The organism is Arcticibacterium sp. GJ41-1 (genome assembly GCF_055808875.1).
Genome location: NZ_CM147888.1, coordinates 2,911,454 through 2,934,899, shown reverse-complemented (window position 1 = coordinate 2,934,899; position 23,446 = coordinate 2,911,454). Strand labels below are relative to the sequence as shown.

18 protein-coding genes and 1 tRNA gene are annotated in these 23,446 nt (G+C 36.9%); 6 read left to right on the top strand and 13 right to left on the bottom strand.

The window, feature by feature from the left end:
• The first annotated feature begins 12 nt into the window (after positions 1–12).
• A complete protein-coding gene (locus AC0L6O_RS12190) occupies positions 13–1,488 on the top strand; it encodes an SLC13 family permease (RefSeq protein ID WP_473302682.1) in 1,476 nt (491 codons plus the stop codon).
• A gap of 133 nt (positions 1,489–1,621) precedes the next feature.
• Here AC0L6O_RS12190 and AC0L6O_RS12185 read toward each other — a convergent pair whose 3' ends face one another.
• The 10 genes from AC0L6O_RS12185 to AC0L6O_RS12140 all read right to left on the bottom strand — a co-directional run bounded on the left by AC0L6O_RS12185 (position 1,622) and on the right by AC0L6O_RS12140 (position 13,950).
• Positions 1,622–2,437: a hypothetical protein gene (locus AC0L6O_RS12185; RefSeq protein WP_473302681.1), complete on the bottom strand. Its 816-nt coding sequence runs from the start codon at positions 2,435–2,437 to the stop codon at positions 1,622–1,624.
• Complete coding sequence (locus AC0L6O_RS12180) at positions 2,430–3,758, bottom strand: dicarboxylate/amino acid:cation symporter (RefSeq protein WP_473302679.1); 1,329 nt, start codon at positions 3,756–3,758, stop codon at positions 2,430–2,432. The genes AC0L6O_RS12185 and AC0L6O_RS12180 overlap by 8 nt, the downstream gene beginning before the upstream one ends.
• 294 nt (positions 3,759–4,052) lie before the next feature.
• Positions 4,053–4,322, bottom strand: a complete 270-nt coding sequence (locus AC0L6O_RS12175) for a hypothetical protein (protein WP_473302677.1) — start codon at positions 4,320–4,322, stop codon at positions 4,053–4,055.
• 326 nt (positions 4,323–4,648) lie between these two features.
• Positions 4,649–5,551 carry a hypothetical protein gene (locus tag AC0L6O_RS12170; protein WP_473302675.1) on the bottom strand — a complete coding sequence of 301 codons (903 nt, stop codon included), beginning with the start codon at positions 5,549–5,551 and terminating at the stop codon, positions 4,649–4,651.
• Between the two features lie 198 nt (positions 5,552–5,749).
• Positions 5,750–5,826, bottom strand: a tRNA-Ala gene (locus AC0L6O_RS12165).
• 33 nt (positions 5,827–5,859) lie between these two features.
• Complete coding sequence (locus AC0L6O_RS12160) at positions 5,860–9,003, bottom strand: tolB protein precursor (RefSeq protein WP_473302673.1); 3,144 nt, start codon at positions 9,001–9,003, stop codon at positions 5,860–5,862.
• A gap of 340 nt (positions 9,004–9,343) precedes the next feature.
• Positions 9,344–9,805, bottom strand: coding sequence for a C40 family peptidase (locus AC0L6O_RS12155; RefSeq protein WP_473302671.1), 462 nt, complete (start codon positions 9,803–9,805; stop codon positions 9,344–9,346).
• 326 nt (positions 9,806–10,131) lie between these two features.
• Positions 10,132–11,514 (bottom strand): TlpA family protein disulfide reductase, encoded by a 1,383-nt coding sequence (locus AC0L6O_RS12150; protein ID WP_473302670.1) that lies wholly within the window; start codon positions 11,512–11,514, stop codon positions 10,132–10,134.
• Complete coding sequence (locus AC0L6O_RS12145; RefSeq protein ID WP_473302668.1) at positions 11,511–12,605, bottom strand: hypothetical protein; 1,095 nt, start codon at positions 12,603–12,605, stop codon at positions 11,511–11,513. The genes AC0L6O_RS12150 and AC0L6O_RS12145 overlap by 4 nt, the downstream gene beginning before the upstream one ends.
• Positions 12,606–13,305: 700 nt before the next feature.
• On the bottom strand, positions 13,306–13,950 hold the full coding sequence (locus AC0L6O_RS12140) for an ABC transporter ATP-binding protein (RefSeq protein WP_473302667.1): 645 nt from the start codon (positions 13,948–13,950) through the stop codon (positions 13,306–13,308).
• 193 nt (positions 13,951–14,143) lie between these two features.
• On the opposite strand from AC0L6O_RS12140, the gene AC0L6O_RS12135 reads away from it, so the two are divergent.
• The 4 genes from AC0L6O_RS12135 (at position 14,144) to AC0L6O_RS12120 (ending at position 16,789) form a co-directional block, all read left to right on the top strand.
• A complete protein-coding gene (locus tag AC0L6O_RS12135; RefSeq protein ID WP_473302666.1) occupies positions 14,144–14,992 on the top strand; it encodes a phytanoyl-CoA dioxygenase family protein in 849 nt (282 codons plus the stop codon).
• The gene (locus AC0L6O_RS12130; RefSeq protein ID WP_473302664.1) at positions 14,985–15,950 is read left to right on the top strand and encodes an aldo/keto reductase; all 966 of its coding nucleotides are present in this window, start codon (positions 14,985–14,987) and stop codon (positions 15,948–15,950) included. The genes AC0L6O_RS12135 and AC0L6O_RS12130 overlap by 8 nt, the downstream gene beginning before the upstream one ends.
• A 191-nt stretch (positions 15,951–16,141) precedes the next feature.
• Positions 16,142–16,267 (top strand): hypothetical protein, encoded by a 126-nt coding sequence (locus tag AC0L6O_RS12125; protein ID WP_473302663.1) that lies wholly within the window; start codon positions 16,142–16,144, stop codon positions 16,265–16,267.
• Between the two features lie 90 nt (positions 16,268–16,357).
• Positions 16,358–16,789 (top strand): hypothetical protein, encoded by a 432-nt coding sequence (locus AC0L6O_RS12120; RefSeq protein WP_473302662.1) that lies wholly within the window; start codon positions 16,358–16,360, stop codon positions 16,787–16,789.
• A gap of 75 nt (positions 16,790–16,864) precedes the next feature.
• On the opposite strand, the gene AC0L6O_RS12115 is transcribed toward AC0L6O_RS12120, so the two are convergent.
• Both AC0L6O_RS12115 and AC0L6O_RS12110 read right to left on the bottom strand, forming a co-directional pair.
• Positions 16,865–18,853 carry a plastocyanin/azurin family copper-binding protein gene (locus AC0L6O_RS12115; protein WP_473302660.1) on the bottom strand — a complete coding sequence of 663 codons (1,989 nt, stop codon included), beginning with the start codon at positions 18,851–18,853 and terminating at the stop codon, positions 16,865–16,867.
• A 3-nt stretch (positions 18,854–18,856) separates the two neighbouring features.
• On the bottom strand, positions 18,857–20,524 hold the full coding sequence (locus AC0L6O_RS12110) for a 3-keto-alpha-glucoside-1,2-lyase-like domain-containing protein (RefSeq protein ID WP_473302659.1): 1,668 nt from the start codon (positions 20,522–20,524) through the stop codon (positions 18,857–18,859).
• An 83-nt stretch (positions 20,525–20,607) separates the two neighbouring features.
• On the opposite strand from AC0L6O_RS12110, the gene AC0L6O_RS12105 reads away from it, so the two are divergent.
• Positions 20,608–21,513, top strand: a complete 906-nt coding sequence (locus AC0L6O_RS12105; RefSeq protein WP_473302658.1) for a nucleotidyltransferase family protein — start codon at positions 20,608–20,610, stop codon at positions 21,511–21,513.
• Positions 21,514–22,394: 881 nt separating this feature from the next.
• Here AC0L6O_RS12105 and AC0L6O_RS12100 read toward each other — a convergent pair.
• Positions 22,395–23,405, bottom strand: coding sequence for a Gfo/Idh/MocA family oxidoreductase (locus tag AC0L6O_RS12100; protein ID WP_473302657.1), 1,011 nt, complete (start codon positions 23,403–23,405; stop codon positions 22,395–22,397).
• Positions 23,406–23,446: the final 41 nt, after the last annotated feature.

Here is a 23,446-nt window from a genome sequence, read left to right as displayed (position 1 = left end):
TAAAGTCTAATAATGAAGCCTAATCAAAAAAGCATATTCCTACTACTAGGGCCTCTACTGTTTATAATTTTACAGCTTTTTGAACCGCCTGCGGGTATGTCAGCCAGTGCCTACAGTTTACTTTCTATTACACTTTGGATGGCTATATGGTGGGTTACTGAAACTGTACCTATAGCGGTGACAGCTTTGCTTCCTATTATATTATTTCCATTAACAGGAGCTATTGATTTAGAAACCACCACAGCATCTTATGGGCATAAATATATTTTTCTTTATATGGGAGGATTCATCCTTGCTATTGCTATTGAAAAATGGAACTTACACAAACGTATAGCCCTTCACATTATTAAAATTATTGGTACTGATGTCTCCAAAATCATTTTAGGGTTTATGGTGGCCACAGCACTTTTATCTATGTGGATATCGAATACAGCTACTGCTGTCATGATGCTGCCTATAGGGATGTCTATTGTAGCTCAGTTACAAGACAACCCAAATACAGAAGAAAATGAAAACTTGATTTTTGGCAAAGCACTTATGCTAAGTATCGCATATAGTGCATCTATTGGTGGTATGGCCAGTCTTATTGGCACACCGCCCAATCTCGTGTTTGCGGGTTACGTAGAAGAAGTTTATCAAATCGAAATTACTTTTTTACAATGGTTGAAGTTTGGTTTACCTATCGCTATTCCGCTTTTGGTTATTGCATGGATATATTTAACTCAGTTTGCTTTTAAATTTAAGCAGAAAGAATTCCCTGGTGGAAAACAAGAAATCAATAGGCTTTTAGCGGCCATTGGCCCAATGAAACGTGAGGAAAAGCTAGTGTCTGTAATCTTTCTTTTAACTGCCTTTTCTTGGATAACACGGTCTTTCATTTTGCAGAAATTCTTCCCTGCTATTGATGACACCATTATAGCCATGATAGCTGGTGTGGTTTTATTTATGGTACCCGCTTCTGAGGGAAAAGGACGTTTAATTACTTGGGAAGATGCGGTAAAGCTACCTTGGGGTATTATTCTTCTTTTTGGAGGTGGTATGGCACTTGCAGCAGGCTTTCAAATTACGGGATTAGCAGCCTGGTTAGGGGCTCAAATGTCTATGCTTCAAGGCTTATCGTTAATTGTACTGGTATTGGTTATCATAACGCTGGTTAACTTTTTTACCGAATTCACTTCGAATTTGGCTACAACTGCCATGTTGTTACCAATTTTGGCTCCCATAGCTATTTCATTAAATGTGAATCCTTATATCTTGATGGTGTCTTGCACCATAGCCGCTTCTTGTGCGTTTATGATGCCTGTGGCCACACCGCCTAATGCCGTGGTGTTTGGCTCTGGTTATTTAAGAATTCCGGATATGATTAAAAGTGGTATCTGGATGAATATTCTATCCATTTTGTTCTTGACCATCATGGTATATTATCTCTTACCAGTGGTTTGGGGTTTTGATGTGGGTGATTTTACGGAGTTTGTTAAAGCTGAGTAAGACTGAATAACCACCACGAACTTTTAGTCTGTGGTGGTTTTATATCTTCTTGGAAGGCAAGCTAAAAAGCTGACTTTCTTAAATCTGAATGCTTTTGATTAATCCGTAGTATTAGTAAAGGTTCAAATCCTCCCTACTCCTCATAATACTCCTTCAAAACAATGTTCTTATTGGCTGTCAGCCTGTTTAATTCGCTCAGAATGTAGTATCTGTGCATAAAACCGCATAATACCACTATTCTTTTGCCTTGGTGCTGTTCAGCTACTTTCATAATGTTTTTTGCCATCGTTTGATTTCTTAAATCCCAAAAATCGCCCGCCAATCTAAAGCCCTCTCGATAGCTTATTTTTTCTCCATTAGATTTGGTATGAAATGTTGTAGCAAATTCCTCCCTCACATCCGTTATTTTACGCAGCATCTGATATTGATAATATTGTCTTTCGGCACAAATACTATCCGAAGTAGGGTTATTAAAATTTTCTGGTGACTTTGCGGCCAAAACTAACAAAGGTTCTAAAAGAGCTTGATATTTATTGACAATCTCAGCTTCTGAGGGTGTTAATAAATTGGCTTTATTCAAGCTGTCCAAAAGATTGATGGCAAGGCCATCTGTTGGGCGTGAGCCTATATTTATTCTGTATTCATTTCGCCCTTCAAATTCATAAGGCCTTAAAAGCGTAGCTGGATATTCCTTCTGGTATCTATCTGAAGCTTCTAGTTCGTTTTCTTTCACCTCTTTTAACTTGAAATCAGCAGTGAATTTGGCCGAGTCTAATTCTAGTAATATTAAATCGGGCTTAACTTCTTCTAAAATATTGAAAAGTATATCTGCATTGAAATTAGGCTCTGGTTGGTGCATTGCCCCCATTACCATTATTTCGGTGGGTGCTTCTTTTTGACAAGAGAACATAGTGGCTAAGGCAAAAAATAGCAGTATTGTTTTATTCATTTTTACTAACAATTTCATTCTTTAAAGCTCCATAAAACTTATTAAAAATCAAACTGGCGGTTAGGTCACCCGTCACGTTTACGGCTGTTCTAAACATTCCTAAAATTCTATCAATACCAATAATCACAATCAGCCCGTCTATCGGAATACCGACGCTTTGGAGCACTGATGCCAGAATGATAACGCCTCCCCCAGGAATGGCCGGCGTTCCTATGGATGCTGCCACCACGGTAAAAGTAATTAATACTAAATTTATAAGCGACAGTTCAATGCCATAAGCTTGTGCCATAAACAAAGTGGTGACGCACTGAAACAAGGCCGTGCCATCCATATTTATAGTGGCTCCTACAGGAATCACAAAATCACTTATATTAGAAGACACGCCAAGTTTTTGGTCGGCTGTTTTCATGGAAAGGGGCATTACTGCTGCAGAACTAGCGGTAGAAAAAGCCAAGAGTTGTGGCTCACGTATCAAACTCAAAAATGTAAAAGGGTTTCTTCGAGTAACCAAAAACACCATGAGTAAATAGAAAATGACCAAGAATGTTAAACCCAAAATGACAACGAGCATATAGTAGCCCAAGCCAAGAAATATTTCAATGCCAATTTTAGACAACAAAGCCGCCATTAAGCCAAATACAGCATAAGGCACCAGCATCATAGCCCATGAAACCACTATCATGCATATTTTCTGAATGGCTTCTACAAAACGAATTATAGGACTGGCAGTATCGGATTTTAACTGTGTGATGGCTACGCCAATAATGATGGTAAATATCACTACACCCAGCATTTCTCCCATTAAAATAGACTCCAATGGGTTGTTTGGAATAAGTTTAGAGATAGCTTCAGGAATATTGTCAATGATGTTGGGCTGCTGTTCTGCTGTTTCTAATATTTTTTCTCCGCTGTTAGGAAAGCCTCCAAGTTTGAAAATATACTGACCAGGTTTCATGATGAGCGTAACCACCAAACCAATGCTGATAGCAACGATGGTAGTAAATATGAAATACAGTAAAAGCCGTATACCGAAGGTTTTAAGGTTGTCTGAGGTGTTTCCGATAATCCCCGAAATGATGGAGGCAAATATCAAGGGAATCATAATCATCTGAACCAGTCGCATGAATATTTGCCCTGGCAGGTCGAGCCAATTAGCGAGGGATAGGCTCAGACTTTCAGAAACGAAGCCAGAAGAAGGGTTTATTAAAATACCAAGCCCAGCACCTAAAAACAGTCCTATGATTACTTTAAGCCATAAACGGCCTTTAATAAGTCTATCTAAATGAACGGATAAATTATTAAGAGGTCTTAGTTCTATCATTATAAATTTCGAGGAATATTTTACTGTCCGCTAGATAGAGAATAAGATCTATTCTTTTTATGTCTTAGGTCATAAAAGGGGGATTTGTTTGAAATGGCTATGTTTAAAGTGGGGAGAGATGTGAAAGGAGAGACAATAAAATCCCAATAGCAAATATCTGGGTGCTTGAGCTCAAATGAACCGAAGCCTTACTTCGCTGCATTCGAGCCTAATTGTTAGCCACAGTATTTTTCTTTTTAAGCTTTCTAATTTTTTTGTACCTCCCAGTCGTTTCGTATTTTGAATATTAATAAATTATTCTAGATGAAATCTAGTAAATGTATATTCCAAACTGTCTGCCTTGTAAATATTGTAATGATTCGGAATAAATAGATAGTCTTTATAAATGAGATAACGACTTCCATATTCGCCACTTATTTCTGTATCAAATATTTTATCATCAATTTTTCTGTGAATGCCGATATGATATATCCACGGAAAAAGCTTTTCTTGTCTTGTTCCCGAGAAGTACTTTCTAGGTTCGTTTAAGTCCTTAAAGTCTACCTCAAAAATCGTTTTTTTCACTTCGTCTGGTAGAGAACTATATCCGATTATTTCTTTGTCTAGGCAATTAATATTCCGAGAATTACAACTTATAAATAAAATTAATGATATGAATACTACTGTCTTTGTCATATTGTGGCTAACGATTGGATATAGTTCACGTTAACCATATCCGCCGTATATAGTTAACTACGTGGTTTATTTAGTGAATTTGTAGAAACTAATCCATTAAGCCTAGATAAATTTATTTTTCGGTAGGTGTAAATACACCAAAAAAGCCCCTCCATACGGAAGGGCTTTTACGTTCATTGGAAATAAAATAATTCTTTACTTCACTGCATTCGAGTCTAATCGTTGGCAATGATTTTATAATTTCCTGCTACAGATTTTAAAAGTTCAATGCCAAGCTCTGTGAAATGTCCATCGGAAGATATAATGTTAAATTTTAAAAATCTTTCGAAAAAAAGAGAATTCCTATTTATCTTTTCCGGTCGTAATTTTCTTCTAAGATATTCAGTAGGTGCATCGCAAATAAACGAACTATCTGCAAAGCTCATTTTTAGATAATCACCTGCTAATACTCTAATAGATCGAGGAATATTATTAATTAATTCATTGTTTAAACTTCTTTCTGCTCTATTAATATTTTTCTTTAAAAATCTTAATTCATTATTTAATATACTTAATTCTTCATCCTTGCTCTTAAGTTTTTCAGTAATTTCTCTTTGTTGTTCATCACTGAGTTTAGCCTTTTTCATTAAATTAGTTAGTATTTCGTCTTTTTCTTTAACCTCTTTTTCGATTTTCTTTTTCTCCTCTTCTAGCTCTTTTTTTGATGCTTCTATATCTTCTACCTGATTACTATAAGAACCTCCGTCAAATTTATCCTTAAGTCCAGAATACCCTTCATCAAGGTGCCTTAGTCTTTCCCCAAATCCTGCTTCAATACGACCCAATATTTCAGATATTTCTTTTGTAAATTTATAAGTGTTATCATAAAACTGATTACTTGTATCTGTCGCTTTGAAATAGAATGCAACTGATAGTCCTATAGAAAAAATTGCTAGTGTAAGAGAAAGAAGATCAGAGAAGTCAAATTTTGAAAAATCAAAATTAATTTCTGAAACAGCTAGTTTGTAAGCAAAAAGAGTAATGACAACTAAAGAAGCAATAATCTTAAACAAGCTTTCTCTTTCTTCTATTTTTGAGCGAATATCTTCAGGTATATTTTCTTTAGTTTTTTTGTCCATATGTTTTTTAAAGGGTTGTTAAGAAAGCCCCAAACATAAATATATTCATTTTATCCACACTTGTAAATGTTAGCTGTCCCAGGGTTTTATTTTTTCAGGAAGTGAATGTGTAAAAACTAATCCATTAAGCCTAGATAAATTTATTTTTCGGTATGCATAAAACACAAAAAAGACTCAATCCTTTCGAATTGAGTCTTTTGGTGGAGGATACAGGAATCGAACCTGCGACCTTTTGACTGCCAGTCAAACGCTCTAGCCAACTGAGCTAATCCCCCTTAACGGTGGCAAATATAATGGAAGTTTTAAAATTACCATCCTGGAATCATAAAGTTTACGCCAGTTACCACAGGTTTTTTGCCACCATTGTAAAAAGGTAAAGCAAAATATGGTTCTATTATCAAATAGCCTAGCACGTTAATTCTTAAACTAAGGCCGGTAGTGATGATTGGGTCTCTTTTAAACTCAATAGATGAATCACCAAAACTTGGGTACTCTTCTACCCCACCTATCTTCTTATCTGCCGACCAAACCATTCCTGCATCCACAAAGAAATTTAAGTCAGAAGGAACAAAATTGAACGGTATTAAAGCTATTTGCTCAGGCCCTGTAAAAGGTAATCTCACCTCAAAATTAGCTACTGCTAGTTGTTCGCCAGAAAGAGCCTCTTGCGTTATATAGCCAGAAGCTTGCTGTTTTTGGAAAGCACCTGAGTAAAAACCATGCATATACCAAGGGTAACCTAAGTAAAGCGGGTTTATTTGGTTTAAAAGCTCAAGATTGGTAGGATTTAAACGTGCATTGTACTGGAATTTTCCTGCCAAGGTAAAAGGCTTTAAGAAGAGGTATTTCCTGGCATCTACCAATACTTCAGTGAAATTAGTAGAACCAAAGTACTGTGCTACTTCAAACCTATATCTGTGCCCATTTAGCGGAGCTACGGTACCAAAAGTAGCATTATCACTCACAAAAGCACCATAGACTTTATTCAAATTAAAACGCTCAAACTGGAAGTTATCTGGGTATTCGGAGCGTTCTAGCTTTCTTGGTCTGTCTTGTCCGTAAGAAGTATAACTTACTAAGTTGCCAGAGGGGTCTTGCCCAATTTGAGCATAAGTCGGATACTCTTTCACACTAGCAGAATAAAAACTGGTAGATGCTCCAACTTCTATTCTTTTGGTTTTGCTCAATGGCGTAAAGGCAAATAAAGATAAGTCGTCTATAAAGATTCTGGCTATTTGCAGGTTTTCCTCGATATCAAAATAGCTTATTGCACCAATTGTTCTAAGTGTATCACTTTTTTCCGTACCATAACCTATTGGAAATTGATACGGAATGTGTGAAATAGAGACACCAAACTGTAAAGGATTCTTTTGATTTAGATAGAAAATTTGTCCCCCAAAATCTTGTATTTCTCCGTTCAGAGCTGCTGTAGCTGATAGTTGGTTATTATTCAGCATATCGCTAAACAGAGCGGTTATACCGCCTCCTACGCCAGTTCCAAACCTTGAAGTAGCCATGCCCAAACCAGAATTTGCTAGGTAGTCTAGTTTAAATCTCGCTTTGTATGATTTCTGTAATAAAGAGCTGGTTCTAGTTCTAGCGGCTAAACCTTGTTTTTTTAGGTTGGTTTGTACCAAATCTCTCCCATCTTTCCAGTCAAATGGAGCTAAACGCCCTCCTACTTTGTCTACCGTGTTTTCTACAGATTCATTTAGTAAGTCGAAAGTGTTTGCTTTAATGATGCTGTAAGCACCGTCTAAAAAGTAACTGTAAGCGATATCTCCCGTGGCTGATGCCATGCTTAATGCAGGCGAAAACATCGTAATTCCACTAACTCCCGTGTAATAATTGGTAAGTTGTGTTAAGCTTTTGCTGGCAATATTATACTTGTAAAGGTTTCTAAAACCGTCTCTGTCTGAAAGGAAAACAATGTTTTCTCCATTCGGGTCTGTTACAGGATTGAAATTATCTGCCCCTTTAAAGATGTTTAGGTTTTCTACTGTTTTGGTGGCTATGGCTAGTCTACTAATTGACAAATTAGCTTTCTCTAATCTTGCATAACCTCCTTCTCTATCAGACACAAAATAGATGTATTGACCATCGGCAGACCAACTTGGCTGAATGTCGGAATACTCGTCGTTTGTCAAATTTTCTACTTCTTTTGACTTTAGGTTAAATTGGTATAAATCAGAAACTCCTTCTACCAAACCAGAAACTACAATGGAATTGCCGTCAGGCGACCAAGTAGGGTTAGTAAAAGCATCTACCCCTTTAATGGCGTAAGTCTTTTTGCTCCCATTAGCGGTATTGATAATGCTAAGCTTGTTTTTTCCTTTTGACTGCACCACAATGGCTAAATTCTTACTATCTGGCGACCATGTTCCAGCGGTTTCTATAAAACTATACGAGTCTACGTGGCCTGCAAAAGAGTTTGAAGATATTTTCTTCACGGTTTTTCCCGTTTCGGCATCCACTATGTAGATGTCAAGCGATAGTACATTTTTTGATGAAATATAGGCTATGTATTTGCCGTCAGGACTAATGGTAGGCGAAACATTCATTTCACTTCCTGTTTCTTCCGAAGCCAGCACTTTTCCTCTTGTTTCTATTTCTTTTCCGTCTCTTAAAGGTGTGTAAGAGTCTATAAGCGATTGCTTGAATTTGGCAGAGAACCTATCCAAATCCATGCTGAAAGACCTTTTGAAAGCTGCCTGCACACCGTACAAGGCTGTTTCTTTAAAAAGCGGGCGAATAATATCGTCACCATAGGTAGCCGTCACATAAGCCCAGAAGGCCTGCCCCCATCTATATGGAAAGTATTTATACTGTTTGGTTACCAAATCTTCAATGGTCGGAATGTCGCCACTTTCTACCGCATCACGCATCCACATGGCTGTGTGTGAGTCTTCACGGCCTATTGACATATATTCTGCCAAACCTTCAACCATAAATAATGGTAAATTACCAATACTGGCTAAAGAAGTAGAATCAGAGCCATAAGTCATGGTTTTGTACTGAAAAGCGTGTACCAATTCGTGGCCTAAAACGTGGTCTGTTTGCCTATGCGTGTACATCATGGGCATTACTACCCTATTTCTTAAACCTTCCGTAACTCCGCCAGTTCCTTCTCCTATTTGACCGCCAATAGCGGTAGTTTCCTGAAAATCGGGATGATTTTTATAAATAATGAGTGGATTAGGCTCAATAAAGGCCAATTTGAAAACCTCTTGATGCAGTTTATACCAATGTTCCGAGTCAATCATCAGTTTGTTCGCCTGTTCTTTATCATCAAAATAATGATAGAGTTCGTAATGCGGACTCTGCAGTACTCGGAAATCTATTTTCTTATAACGTGGTTTGTTTTGACCAAAATATTGCGATTGAGCATATACCATAGGCATGCTTAATGCACATAAAATAGTGGTTACTAATATTTTCAATCTTTTATTCATTCCTTTTAATAGGTTCTTAAATATGAATATTGTTATCTGTGTTAAGTTATCTAAAAAACTTCTTATAGATATTTTCGCGATTCCGTTTATTTCGATCGCCTTCCGGCAGGGAGTTCATTTTTTTATTGTAAAAAAGCGAACCAAAAAAAGCAACACTCTGTAAACTCACACACTCAAAATTTATAATATTCGCAAGTAGATTCATTCCATTGAAGTCAAATTTTGACCGTGCTCAAACAGTACAGAGCGGTATAATGAATTCATTATCTTTATACTATTTCCTCGAACCCTTGGATTACAATACTATAAATGATATTTAGGCTTAATTGGTTGCTTAAACTCACCTAGAATATTCTATAGGTCGGGTTATTTTCACAAATCTTGCATTCCAGTAGTCAGATTTTAGGTTATCAATTCTTACTCCACCCGAGCTAGAAGCATGAAGAAACATCAGTTTCTTTTTACCTCTTTTCTTCACCACCACGCCAGTATGGTTAATTCGGCTTCCGGCAGTTTTAAAATACAGTAAATCTCCTTTTCTAGCTTTTTTCAACTTTATGGTTCTAAATACCTCGGCTTGCTGGTAAGAAACCCTAGGAAAAGAAACGTCCAAACTGGTGAAAGCATTGTGAATCACCCCTGAACAATCGATTCCTTTCTTGTCGTTTCCTCCAAACTTATAGGGTGTTCCTTTATATTTCTTACATGCTTTTACGAAAACACGCGGAGAATAGTTGGTTTGGCCATAACTTATAGTGGCACTTAGTATAGCGAATAGTAAAAGTGTTTTTTTTATTGTCATTCAACTAAATAATGATTTGCTAAAAGTAGCTCTCAAAACCTAAAAAGAGAACTTTTCCATTTATATTAAAAGGCTCTCACCCCTTTTATTTCGTTGGCCTTCCGGCCGGGATTTCATTTTTTTATTGTAAAAAAACGAACCAAAAAAAGCAACAGCCTGTAAACTCGCACACTCAAAATTCTTATTATCAATTAAGCTTATTTATTAAAATTGAGCAGGAATTTTGACCGTACTCATACAGTACAGGCTGATATATGGAAGTCATAAGATTTATACTTTACTCTGAGAACGGTATGTTTCTTCAATTTAGCACGTTTTATTAAATCCTAATTCTTAGAAAAAATAGTCTCTAGCTGCTTAATTAGGCCTCTCCCTTCATCAAAAGAAGCTTCAATTAGCTTATCTTCTAGCCAGTTTCCATTCTCGTCTAACAACACATAACTGGGCACCGTATGTATGCCGTAAGCTTTCAAAAACGCACTATTGGGGTCAATCCTTGCAGACTTGCTTGCTTGCTCTCCTTTTGAGACCACCATCGCAAAATCTTCAGGCGTATCCGTAGCGATATTCAAGATGTTTAAATTCTTGCTGTTTTTGAAGTAGTTGTTGACAATAGGTAAATAAGTGAGGTCTTTAAGGCATGGTTCGCACCAAGACGCCCAAAAGAATATCAAAAGCTTTTTACCCTTGAAATCTTTTAACGAAAAAGCTTGACCTTCCGTATCAGTCAAAGTAAAATTAGGTGCGGCTTCGCCCAAAGCTTTGCCTTTCAGCATAGCAAACTTTGATTCTAGAAAATTCAAATAGGCTTGATTTTTAGCAAAGCCAGCAAAATTCCTTAAAGCCGTTTCATTGTCAATGGTATAGCCATTCATATCTAAATCGGCACTTATCTTGTGCGAAATAAGCCTTTCGGCAATAGGCTTTCCAATCAAATCACGTGTAAAAGCATACTTTAAAAAGGTATAATCATCCAGAATACCTTCATCATCTACGGTGCCCACACTCGTTTTATAAGCATCTAACAGACTTTCTACGAAAAAACCGTACTCAAAGGACTTGTCTTGCAGTTTGGGATTGATGCTTTTCATTTCAAAATTATTCATGACCATGTTTAACATGTCATTCGAAATCAGAAAATCTAAATAGTATTGGTCTATTCTTCCTGTAATATCTGCACGGCGAAGTCTAAAAAAATCTTCGGAGACATTTCGCCTGTATTCGTCTAAAAGAGCTAGCTGTTCTCTTTGAAGAGCTTTAAGCTTTCCGCCATAAACTTCTGGTCCATCTTTTATGTATTTAAAAAGCTCACGCTCGGCATCCGTAACTAGTTCAAATCTTTTACGATGGCTCAAATAGTAAAGCCACTTCTCACTCCCCTTTCCAGATGGAAGAAAAGACTCGTAAAAATCATCAGTGTTAACATCAAGGAAGATATTATCTCCTGGCTCAATGATTTGAAAAAGCACGCCATTTAATCCATAATTAATGTCTAGGTAAGCTATTTCGTCTAGCGAAACCTCAAAAGAGAAGCGATTTGCACTGTCTAAAAACAAGTTATAATCCTCCGGTTCTTCCACCCAATTCTTATAGAGCGTAAGCACCAGTTTTTCTTCCGTAGGGTTTTTAATCTCTCCTTTAAACTTAAAAACCTCTTGGGCTTTAGCAGCAAAGGAAGATAAAAGAATAAGAACTAATAGAAATCTCATTTGGTATCTGTGGGCGTAAACTCAAAAGTAAAGTAATTACGTTTTAATATCCACCAAGATAGTACAGAAATGACAATACCGAAAGATAAGACTGGTACCTTAAACATGATTAACAGAAAAATAACGATAGCCCCAAAATAGATTCTTTTCAAATGAGCATCTTCAAAGGCTCTGGGAGCATAATTATAAGTGAGCCAAAAGAGCATGTTAGACCAAAGGAAGATGATAGAAGAAATCAAGTGAATTGCGTCAATTTTATCATACCAGTAATATCCTAAAAACACGCAATCAATAAAGACCAAGCTACTTGCTGTCCAAATTCTTTGCAATAGTAAGTTGGAAATTTTGAAAGGTATATTTCGCTCAAAAGGCATATAATTGGCTGAGAATAGCCCAAATTCTTTGCCTAAAGGGAATTGCCCTGCCACGGTGAATAAGCAGCAAATGAATAACAGCCTTTCGTCGTATTCATCTGTAAAGTATAGTTTGGCTCCGCCAACGATAAAGAACAAGCCATATAACTTAGTACTGAAAAACAAAATGGGTTGTTTCTGCAAAAGGTGTCTTAAAAAGTAAAGTACTGGCCAGTTAGGGAAAATACTTTTGCTGCTAGCGAGTGCATCTATCTTAAAGTCGAAACTGAAATGGTGTAATCTGTAATACTTGAGAATAATAGGCAGTATAAGCAATAGCAAATTTGCCACAGCTACACAAATAATTCCTAAAAAAGCTTCTTCTTTTATAGCTACAGCCACCATAAAGCAAGAATAGGCGATAAATGGAGCGTTTAGGTTTAACTGCAATATTGAAAGGTCAAAGAGTTGCTTAGACTTAGGTAAGAGGGTGAAATCCTGCAAAAAAGCGTATTCAGGAAGTTTTAAGGTACGATGAAAGAAAAGGCTGGTTTTAACCACATGGAGTAGCCAGAAAAGACCAGCCCATAAAAGTAAAATGGCATTGCCCATAAAGAGTTTGGCAAAAGCTACGTGCTCGGTTCCGCGTAAAAAACCGAAAGCAAAGAGCAAGATGAACAGATAGAATGCTATGTTCTGTGTGTAGTATTGTTTTGATATGGTTTTTAGGAGTATCAAATGTTTTTTTGTCTGGTGTTTGGTGTCGGTTGTTAGTTGCCTTTTGCTTAATGTCACAGCTCCATAGGAGCGATATGTTAATAATAGATGAATCTACCATTTGTTTTCGTTTGGCGGGATTTTGGATTTTCACAAAATCATGACAAAGGTTTATTTATAATTCTTAGGTTTTAATTACTAATTCTTCCGTTGCCCCTGCCGGGCGGGCATTACTTTTTCTTTTGGCAAAAAGTAATCAAAAGCCGTAACCAAAATAAACTTGCACAATGAAAACTCTTTATACTCTTGCAGTCGTATTATATCATTGTTTTTTGTGAGTTTTCACCGTGCTTCGGACAGTATTTTGGTGATAAGGAATTATCTACTTTTTAATTTCATGATTTAAAACTTTAAAAGGTTATAGCTCCATAGGAGCGATATGTTAATAATAGATGAATCTACCATTTGTTTTCGTTTGGCGGGATTTTGGATTTTGCCAAAATCAGGACAAACGTTTCTTTATAATCCTTAGTTTTTAATTCTTGTTCTTCCGTTGCCCCTGCCGGGCGGGCATTACTTTTTCTTTTGGCAAAAAGTAATCAAAAGCCGTAACCAAAATAAACTTGCACAATGAAAACTCTTTATACTCTTGCAGTCGTATTATATCACTGGTTTTTATGAGTTTTCATTGTGCTTCGGACAGTATTTTGGTGATAAGGAATTATGTTTCTTTATTCTTTAAATATATTATCGTTTGATTTTCTACTAGAAAATGATGCTCCACTTTAAGGTTACTTTCTGGCAATTCATGGTGGGAGGCTATCAGAATGTTGACTCCTTGGTTTACTTTTTTGGCTAGGATTTCTAATAATTTCTCCTGCGATTCTTTATCTATTGTTGTTAATGGCTCGTCTAGGGCTAAAATCTTGGCTTCGCCAATCATTGCAGCTATTAGGCTTATTTTCTTAAGCATGCCACTGGAATAGGTGGAAATGACTGTTTTATAAAAAACTGCGACGCCGAAAAGCTCTATTAATTCCTCTATCTCTCCTTTCTCGGTTTTATAAATAGCCTGATAATAATCTAAAATCTCTTTCCCTGACAAATAATCAGGAAAACGAGGTTCTGCGAAGCTGTAATTGATAATTCGACGGAATCCTACGGGTTCTTTCTGTAAATCTAAATGACCATCAAAAAGCACGGCTCCTTCAAAAGGAATAATACCCGAAATTGCCTTAAAAAAGGTTGACTTCCCAGAACCATTAACACCCTGAAACCAGGAAACACCTTTTGGAATGGCTAAACTTGGTATGTCAAGAATCAAATGACCCTGATATTCCTTCTTGAAGTTTTTGATTTGAAGCATGTGTAAAAATATGAAATCATATACGTATTTCTTTAAACCGCATTCTAATGCTTTAAAGCTTTTTTGGCACCACGGCTGCCGGTTGGAAATAAGATGCACTAGAATTGAAGAATTGGGCTCTTAAAAATATCATTTCCCATACCTCCTTTCATATATTTAGTCAGTACATTTATATTAATTAAAAATGAAATGAATGGCGAAGGATATAGAATATCAGATTAATGGAAATAATTATACTGTCTCAATTGAAGGCTCCCCTGTTCTTCAATTTGGTGAAGACGAAGTGCTTTCAAAAGCAGATTCAGATATCACTTTTGGACAAGCATGGTATGATGAAGGCTTTACGGAAGTGGACTTATTAAATGAAGAAGAGTTTACTGACCTTAAAAAGGGGCTAATTAATAGCATAGAAGAAATCATAAAAAAAGAACTTTCTATCCTTCCAGAGAATTTTAATCTTGAAAACTATCATCACTTTGTAAAAGATAATGCTAGCCATTATAAAATTGTTTCTAAAACAAGAGATTTATTTGAAGAGGATTTCAAATTTCCAATCACGCAATTAATTAGCCGTTTAGGAGATAAACTAGGTTTTAATTTAACAGATGTAGATCCTGCTACTAAAAAGAAGCTTCATATAATAGTACGAATTAATAGACCTCAGTCTAATGATTATAATCCACCTCATAAGGATATTTACGAAGGAGTAGATAATGATTCAATTATCCCTCAGTTCGTGAATTTTTGGATTCCTATTGCTGGTGTTACCAACAAATCATCTCTTCCATTGGCTCCTAAAAGCCATAAAGTAAATGAAAAGCTCATCAGCAGAACATTTGACGGAGGCATGATGGAAGGAAATAAATATAGAGTAAGAATGATTAAATCTTGGGATGGTGATAATAGCTTTATTAGATCCAATGTGCAGAGTGGGCAAGTTTTGATTTTTTCGAGTCATCTTATTCATGGTCTTGCAATTAACAATGAAGAAGATAAAACCAGAGTAGCCCTAGAGTTCAGACTTTTCAAAGACAATGCTTAAAAAAAGGCTTTGGCATGATTTGAATCGTGAAACTAATCCTATTGGATTTGGCTGCTGGCAAATAGCAGGGAATCATACCTCAAATGGGAAGCCAAACGGATGGGGTGACATAGACGAAAGAAAGGCTGTAGCGTTATTAACAAGAGCGATGTCGTCTGGAATAGACTTCTATGATACCGCTCAAGGATATAATAATGGTAATAGCGAAATGCTTTTAGGAAAGGCAATGGCAAACGCAAAGAAAAAGCCCTTGATTTGCTCCAAAATAGCTCTCACCAGTGATGAAATCACTAACTGCAATCTAAATAATGATTTCATTTTAAAGGTTGAACAGAGTCTAAAGCGTCTTCAATCAGAACAAATTGATGTTCTTTTACTTCATAATCCGCCTGACTCTATAGATTGGACTTCTTTTGACCAAAATATCCTTACAACATTAAAGGAGCAAGGAAAAATAGGAACTTTTGGCATTAGTAGTATTAGCATAAACGGGGCTAAAAATGCCGCTCAAGCTAATTTTGGCTCCACCATAGAATGGGTTTTCAATGTTTTTGAACGGAGACCTGTAACGGAACTCTTTCCTTTATTGAGAGAAAAGAAAATGAATTTCATTGCCAGAAGTCCACTTTCTAGAGGATTAATTAATTCCAAATATATTACAAGTGAACCCAAATTTGATGAAAACGATTTCCGCTCAACTTTACCCGACGATTGGATTAAATGGGTCATTAGCCAGTTAAGAAAAATCAACAGCAATGGTATTGAATTAAAAGATATAATTAGCTTTTCTCTTAACTATTGCTCCTTATTCAGAGAAGTTACTTCAACTATTGTTGGTATAAAAACAATGGAACAGTTAGATGCAATAAGTGAAATAATGAATGACTCCGCATCTCAAAAATATTTGAAAGAGAGCGTCTTAGCAAATATTCCTGAGTGTTATCCAAAGTGGAAATAATTAGAAAGCTATAAGCTTTGCAGAATTAACCGCATCTCTCCGAAAAGTCTATGGTACGCTAATTAACTATAGCCAGAAAAGAGCTAGTTTTGAAAACGACACCTTCCCCACTGGTTAGAAATCACAACAACAAAGCTGCAAGCTTTGCCGAGGCCGAGAGAAAGAGCTTATAGATAAAAAAGAGTACGAAGATGAAAAAGAATAGTTTAATGACTTTAGAAGACTTTAAAGAAAGGCATTTCGGCAAAGTTGGAACCACTAAACGCGTCGAACTCGAGGCTGGGAATGAAAATTTCAGAGTTGGAGCTATGCTATAAAAGGCAAGATCAGAAAAAGGACATACGCAAGAATAACTAAACTAAAAAGTGGTATATAATAATTAATCCATTTTTGCAGGTTTCGAACAAATGAAAAATAGCCTTTTACTAAGTATTTTCATACTAATATCCTTTCCGATTCTTGCTCAAATTGAACTGGAAGATAAGCTCATTGGTACTTGGAAAGTATTAGAAGTGCGTTATATCTCAGAAGGCTTTGATGATTTAGATGAAAAGGAAACAGAAGAGGTAAAAGCAGCACTAGAGGCCTTTGAAGGCAGTCAATTTCACTTTGATATCGATAATTCTTTTCACTTCGATATAGAATACCCTGACCTAAATAATCAAGAACTAAAATGGGAGTTGAATAAATTAAAGAATCGTATTATTATAGAAAGTGCAATTGACTTAAAGAACGGTATCTACTTAGAAATAGAATATTTGGAAAAAGGGGAAGACTTGTTTTTTAGAATTTTGGATACGCCAATTATCATGAGACTTCGGAAACAGCCAAATAATTAGCTCATTTACCAAAGAAACCTCTCCGCAAAAATTATACTTCGCAAAGAGGTCTCTATTTTTTTAAATTTTCCGAACCTACCTCACCCTCAAAATCCCCTGCATAAGCGTATAATGCCCAGGAAAAGTACATACGAAAGTATAATCGCCTTTTTCTAAAGGTGCTGTGAAATAGATACTTTCTGAGCTTTCTGGTTGCATTAAACCTGTATGGTAAAGTACATTGTCAGAGTCTGGGATGTATGCTTTATCCGCTCCATCAAGTCCCATATTTTGAGCACTTTGCCCCACTAAGTCCACGGTGTTTGGTTTCACTATCACCAAGTTGTGCAGCATGTCGTCATTATTATTGAATGTAATTTTGACTGTGCTTCCTGCTTTTACTTGAATTTTGGTTTTGTCAAACTTCAAACCTGGTTTTGTACCCAATGTGATATTTACATCGGCTTGGCCATTCCAGCTTTCAGGCATTGTATTTACGCGTTTCTCAGAAACTATATCAACCACCTTAGTCGTTGTCATATCCATTTTGTGATGCTCATGACTAGTAACGGCGTATTTGCTTAAATCTAAAGCAGCAACAGCCTTGTTTACAGAGTTAAGGGTAAAATAGCCCACATTATGCAAGAGTTCTTCTTGTTCTACGCTTTCTAAGCCAGCGGCAGTTATGCCAAATATGTAACCCAAACGCATAGAGTCTACAGCTACATGAACCGACTTACCATCATCAGCAAGTGAAATACCTTTAATATTTACCTGTCTTTGATTGATTATTGGGCTTCCGTATGTGTGATGATACTTATAATTAAAGCTTTTTATATCGTAAGAGGCAGGGTTTAAAGCTGCTGATTTATTGGCTTCTTTAGTGAATTCAATGATGAATCCGTCCGATGCAGACTTAATGGCTTTAATTTCAAAAGGTACCTCACCAGACCAAACTAGTCTTTGTAATCCAAATTTAGATTTCCCTGTGCTTGACCACCCACGGCTTGTCATTCCCACAAACATGGAATTATCTAGTCCCCATCGCATTCTTAATATACCCGACATAAAGCCCTCTACAAAAGGAAAACAAGCACCTTGATAGACGCCATTCACTTTTTCCATAGCTACTCGCATGATGGTAGAATGCCCTTGGTCACCCACAAAATATTGTCCTTCAAAGGGTCCAAATTTGCCTTTAGATACATCTTGAACAATGTCTGAAGTAGAAATACCCATCAATGTATGAGGAAACCAAACAGCCGGCGGTTTAATACCAGGCACACGCTGAGCTATATCAAATAATGGCTCTCCAGTATCAGGAATATCCTCTGGCTTCAATTTTACAGGAGAATTAGGCTCGCCAGACCAAACAAGGCTCTCTGGGTTACCCGCAAAGTCTCCTTTCGCTAAATGCGTCATTCTTCCAGAACCTACCCAGTCACCTTGATTTTCGGCATAAAAAACATCGCCAACATCATTTACCATGTAACCAGCAGGCGACCTTAATCCTGCAGCCCACGGTTCCATTTTTCCATTCTCATCTAATGTCAGCATCCAGCCTCTCCATTTAGATTGAGAAGAGCCATGTCCTATCCAGTCTAGGTTTAATGTGAAAAGTTTTTTGCCATCTGGCATCAAAACAGGACCGTAAGAATATTGATGATAATTTCCAGAAAGCGGCCATTGATAGTAAGATTGATACACATCTGCACGGTCGTCTCCGTCCACATCTTCCAAAACAGTCACTTCTCCTCTTTGTGTTACCCAAAGCTTATTATCAATAAAGTTGAGACCTAGAGGTTCGTGAAGACCTTCGGCATATTTGTTAAAAGTAGGACGCGTGTTATTAATCATATATGGATTGTTTATCATCCATACATCGCCTCTTCTGGTGGTGGTTGCCAATCTACCATCTGGTAAAACGGCCATCCCTCCTACTTCCATTTCTAATCCTTCTGGAGTAGGAATGTTTTCTATCCTGTAATAATCTTCTTCCGTTTTTAGAACTCCTTGAGCTATTGTTTCAGAAACAGAGCAAAAGAGCAGAAGAATTAAGCCTATATTTTTTATATACAATTTCATTTTTTACCAGATTAATTTGAATGATTCAATAGCATTTGCCTTTCCAGAAAGAGAACTAATCCCATTTTCTGTTTTAATTTCTAAGGCAACCTTCTTTGCCAATTGAATGTAATAGTCATCTATTCTATACAGGGTATCTCCAACTTTTTCGACTTTTTCACCCGTTCCCAGTAAGTAATTGACATCCTTGTCTTCAGCCGAAATAGTGTATTCAAAGCCATTTTTCACGGGTTCTATCTTTTGGCTTACCGCCGAACCATTTAGGGTATGTAGGTAAGTGGGTAGGTTTCTATCGTCAATAAAGTATTCTTTGAAAAGAACAACATCATTTTTACCCAAAAAGAAACTTGGCTTTCCTGATAAAGTAATTACCTGACCTAAAGGTTTTAATAATTGAGGTTCCCCTCTGTTAAACCACATTTCTGTTACATCGGCAAAGTCTCCTTTCCATGCATAAAGCATAGAAGCATCCGCCAAATCAATAGAATAGTTTTTCTTTTCTGCTGTACCAATGGAGAGTGTAGTGGTTTTCTTTTCTCCTTTAAAATCCATAAACGAGCGAATCATTTGAGCTCGTGTTCCAGTTGGGTTTTCAAAAATTCCTCCTGGTAATTCCGGTGCTGGAAGGCTTTTATAAGGATGAAGACCATAAGGTTTAAAATCGCTACCCGAAACATAAAGTCCGAAAGCTGGTTTTTGCCACATTCTTCTGTAAAAATACTCAAAGCTGTGTTTTCCTTTTTCCAGTTCCACTAAAGCCGTCAGAGGCTGACGATTTACCAAATCATCTGCTCCTAGCACCTTTTTTCCATCAATTTTCAAATACCCAAATCCTGAGTATTCTATCGTAATGGCATATTTGTCTGTTTGGGCTACATCTATATCGCCCGTATAGTTTATCGAAAACCATCTGAAATCATGAGGGATATCAATTCGTAATTCCTCCGATTTCCCTTTTATTGGTGCAGTTTCCGTAGCTGCCCACTCCTCTTGCCATCCATGTGTTTCTTGAAGCGTGTAATTCAAATTAGACAAGCTGATAGGAGTTCTGTATCCTAATTCTATGTATTTAATATTTTTGACTGCCAGCAAACCTTCAGAAACATCAAAAGCAATAGACGTAGGGTCTAAGATTGGATTTTGAACAATATAATTTTCAAAAACTATTACATCATTTAAAACTACTTTTTCGAGTACGGCTAAGCCACCATTTACAGGGGAAGTGTAGGCTAATTCCACTTTTTGCCATAGTCCGGGTAATTTACAAACTTCTTGTTTTGGCTTTTGCACTGCATTATTTGCAGTAACAATGCTACCAAACTTGCCATTCTTTTGGTTGGCAGACTGGTCCAGATTAAGTTTTAAGCCATTTCCTAATATAAAGGAAGCCTTTGTGTCTTTGTTTTGTAAAACCTCAAATTCAATTTTATAATCAGTGAATTTTTTCTTTGACTTCAAGACCGATTTACCATTCACAAATAAGATACCTGTGCCGTTGGTAAGTTCCATTTTATCTTCGAAAGGATGTACTGAAATGGAAAGTGCATCACGCCATTGAGCACCAGTAGCCTCCCAATCTGATTTATTCATGGAAGTGGCGGGGAAATCTTGAGCATGTAAACTCAAGAATGGAAGCAACAGTATTAAAGGCTTCCAAAAGGATAATTTCATATAATAAATAGGATTAATTCGTTCAAATTTATAGAAGTCTATTCGAGATTTCTATTTTTGCGTCACAATTTACGAAACGAAGAATGAGCAAACCAACTTTATTGATTTTAGCTGCTGGAATGGGTAGCAGGTATGGAGGAATTAAGCAATTAGACCAATTTGGACCTAATGGCGAAACTATTATAGATTATTCACTTTATGATGCCATCAGAGCTGGTTTTGGTAAAGTAGTCTTTATTATCAGAGAGGAACTAAGGGAAGATTTTGAGAAGACCTTCGGTCCAAAATTGACTGGTAAAATTGATTATGATTATGCCATTCAGGGCTTTCAAAGCTATGTTCCTGAGTCTTTAGGAAATATAGAAAGAGCCAAACCTTGGGGTACGGGTCATGCTATGCTTTGTGCATGGGAACAAACAGAAACGCCATTTGCAGTTATTAATGCAGATGATTTTTATGGTGCGGAAGCCTATAAAACTATGGCTAACTTCTTATCTACCAATACCGAACAAAACGTTCATGCCATGGTAGGATATCAAGTTAAAAATACGCTTTCTGAAAACGGAACAGTTTCTAGAGGTGTTTGTGAAAAAGACAATGATGGCTTCCTTACTTCTGTAGTAGAGCGTACTAAAATATTAAGAAACGAAGCTGGTCAAATAGAGTTCTTAGACAACGGAGAACCTGAACCTTTAGGAGAAAATACACCTGTTTCTATGAATTTCTGGGGTTTTATGCCGAGTGCATTTACCAAGACTAAGGAGTACTTTGAAACTTACGCAAAAGAGAATTATGATGCTCCAAAAGCTGAGTTTTATATCCCAACTATCATGAGTCAAATGATGGGCGAAGGCGTAGGAAAATGTAAAGTTTTTGATACATCGTCTGATTGGTTCGGAGTAACATATCCAGACGATAAACCAGACGTTCAGGCTTCTATTCAGAAATTAGTGAATGATGGAGCTTATCCTTTGAAACTTTGGGAATAGATTTTCTTCCTTTTGAATGGAACACGCCTGCCTGTCGGCAGACAGAGATTTATAGCCCGTCTGCCGACAGGCTGATATTAGACACGGATATTTTTATTCGTGTCTTTTTTGTTTTATTTCAACCCTTTCAGGGTTGTCATCATCGCTTACTTTTAAATTTCTATTCATTTTTAACCCCTCTGGGGTTACTCTAATTCCGACAATATCAAATTTATTATCTCACTCAAAACAGAAGCCTTAAGAGTTCCATATCGCCTTTTCCTTATTTCATATTCAAGCCTTTCGGGGTTGTGAACATTGCGACGATTACTCATTCTATTCATATTTAACCCCTCCAGGGTTACATTTCTTCCGACACTATCAAATTTATTAGCAAGCCAGAATGGGCTTGAATACAGAAAAAATTAGATAGCTCTCAGAAGCCTGACGAGCTTCAAGATACTTTTCATCGTATTTCACATCCCCCCCCCCTCCGGGGTTACTTTACTTCGGACAGTAATAAATTTATTAGCAAGCCCGAATGGGCTTGAAAACGAATAGAAATGTATTATGTCCTTAAAGCAGAAGCCTGGAGGGCTTCAAGATACTTTTTATCCTATTTCAAATTCAACCCTTTCAGGGCTCTCATCATCCATTACTTTTAAATTTCTATTCATATTTAACCCCTCCGAGGTTTCCGTACTTTAGATATTGTTACTTTTAGCAAGCCCGAATGGGCTTGAAGTTGAATAGAAATTAAATAGCTCTCCGAACTCAGAAGCCTGAAGGGCTTCAAGATTAAACCGACCTAACAAAATAAGACACGAATACTATTAATAATATCCGTGTCCAATCCGTGCTAATCCCTGTCTCTCGACAGGCAGGCGTGTTCTATGAGAATATTACCCCTTCTTGACTTCCTCAATAACCCTAATCTGCTCAGCTACTTCTTCAGGTTTGATGATAGGCTCAGCTCCGTTTAAGATTACATCAGCTAAGTTATTATAAAGCTGCATCCAGTCGCCAGCAAAAGTGTCTATTTCACCTTTCATTTCCATTCCAGCAAGATTCGCAGTTAATTGACCATTATTTTCAATAGCCTCAAAACCGAAGTCTGGATTAATACCAGGAAGCATTCCTGCCTTTAAATGGTCTTCTTGTGGGTCTAAACCATGTTTTATGAACGAACCATTGGTTCCGTGAACTACATACCTTGGTTCAAATTCCTTCACCATCAAGCTTGCACTCAACTTCACCTTAACTTTGCCATAATCCATCCTCATGTTAAAGGCATCGTCTATATTACTATTTTCTCTTTGAATGAAAACATCGCCATTTACGCTCTCTGGATTTCCAAATAAATAAATAACTTGGTCAATCAAATGAGCTCCTAAATCATAAATAATACCATTGGCAGGAGTAACCGCTTCTTTCCAAGGTTTTTTATTCAAAATTGGATTATATCGATGCCATCTAGCTTCATAAGAAAGTATTTCGCCTAAAACACCAGATTCTATTACTCTCTTAACCGTCATAAAATCTCCATCAAAACGTCTGTTTTGATAAATCATCAGTGTTTTATTCACTTTTTTACAAAGAGCCACTAATTCTTGAGCCTCTTCATAAGTAGCCGTCATTGGTTTTTCTACCAATACGTGCTTACCTGCATTTAAAGCTCTTTTACAATAGTCAAAATGTGTGCTACTCGGCGAACAAATAGAAATAAGGTCTATCTCAGGGTCGGCAAGAAGTTGGTCTAAATCAGCGGCTTTTTCCGTGCCTTTAAAAAGCTCCTGCCCAATGTTTTGAGAGGTAACAATGTACTTCAACTGGAAATTTGGGTTTAACACAAAATATGGTGCTTGTAACCATCTACCTGAGAGTCCGAATCCTACTAATCCTACTTTTATCATTTTAAATTGCTTAGGGCTATTAGCTTTGGGCCTTTAGCCTA

Coding starts and splice junctions, on each gene's coding strand:
- AC0L6O_RS12125 (WP_473302663.1), top strand. CDS start 16,142: ATGAAAAAGAATAGTTTAATGACTTTAGAAGACTTTAAAGAAAGGCAT.
- AC0L6O_RS12170 (WP_473302675.1), bottom strand. CDS start 5,551: ATGGACAAAAAAACTAAAGAAAATATACCTGAAGATATTCGCTCAAAA.
- AC0L6O_RS12105 (WP_473302658.1), top strand. CDS start 20,608: ATGAGCAAACCAACTTTATTGATTTTAGCTGCTGGAATGGGTAGCAGG.
- AC0L6O_RS12190 (WP_473302682.1), top strand. CDS start 13: ATGAAGCCTAATCAAAAAAGCATATTCCTACTACTAGGGCCTCTACTG.
- AC0L6O_RS12185 (WP_473302681.1), bottom strand. CDS start 2,437: ATGAATAAAACAATACTGCTATTTTTTGCCTTAGCCACTATGTTCTCT.
- AC0L6O_RS12115 (WP_473302660.1), bottom strand. CDS start 18,853: ATGAAATTGTATATAAAAAATATAGGCTTAATTCTTCTGCTCTTTTGC.
- AC0L6O_RS12135 (WP_473302666.1), top strand. CDS start 14,144: ATGGCGAAGGATATAGAATATCAGATTAATGGAAATAATTATACTGTC.
- AC0L6O_RS12150 (WP_473302670.1), bottom strand. CDS start 11,514: ATGAGATTTCTATTAGTTCTTATTCTTTTATCTTCCTTTGCTGCTAAA.
- AC0L6O_RS12155 (WP_473302671.1), bottom strand. CDS start 9,805: ATGACAATAAAAAAAACACTTTTACTATTCGCTATACTAAGTGCCACT.
- AC0L6O_RS12160 (WP_473302673.1), bottom strand. CDS start 9,003: ATGAATAAAAGATTGAAAATATTAGTAACCACTATTTTATGTGCATTA.
- AC0L6O_RS12180 (WP_473302679.1), bottom strand. CDS start 3,758: ATGATAGAACTAAGACCTCTTAATAATTTATCCGTTCATTTAGATAGA.
- AC0L6O_RS12130 (WP_473302664.1), top strand. CDS start 14,985: ATGCTTAAAAAAAGGCTTTGGCATGATTTGAATCGTGAAACTAATCCT.
- AC0L6O_RS12110 (WP_473302659.1), bottom strand. CDS start 20,524: ATGAAATTATCCTTTTGGAAGCCTTTAATACTGTTGCTTCCATTCTTG.
- AC0L6O_RS12140 (WP_473302667.1), bottom strand. CDS start 13,950: ATGCTTCAAATCAAAAACTTCAAGAAGGAATATCAGGGTCATTTGATT.
- AC0L6O_RS12100 (WP_473302657.1), bottom strand. CDS start 23,405: ATGATAAAAGTAGGATTAGTAGGATTCGGACTCTCAGGTAGATGGTTA.
- AC0L6O_RS12120 (WP_473302662.1), top strand. CDS start 16,358: ATGAAAAATAGCCTTTTACTAAGTATTTTCATACTAATATCCTTTCCG.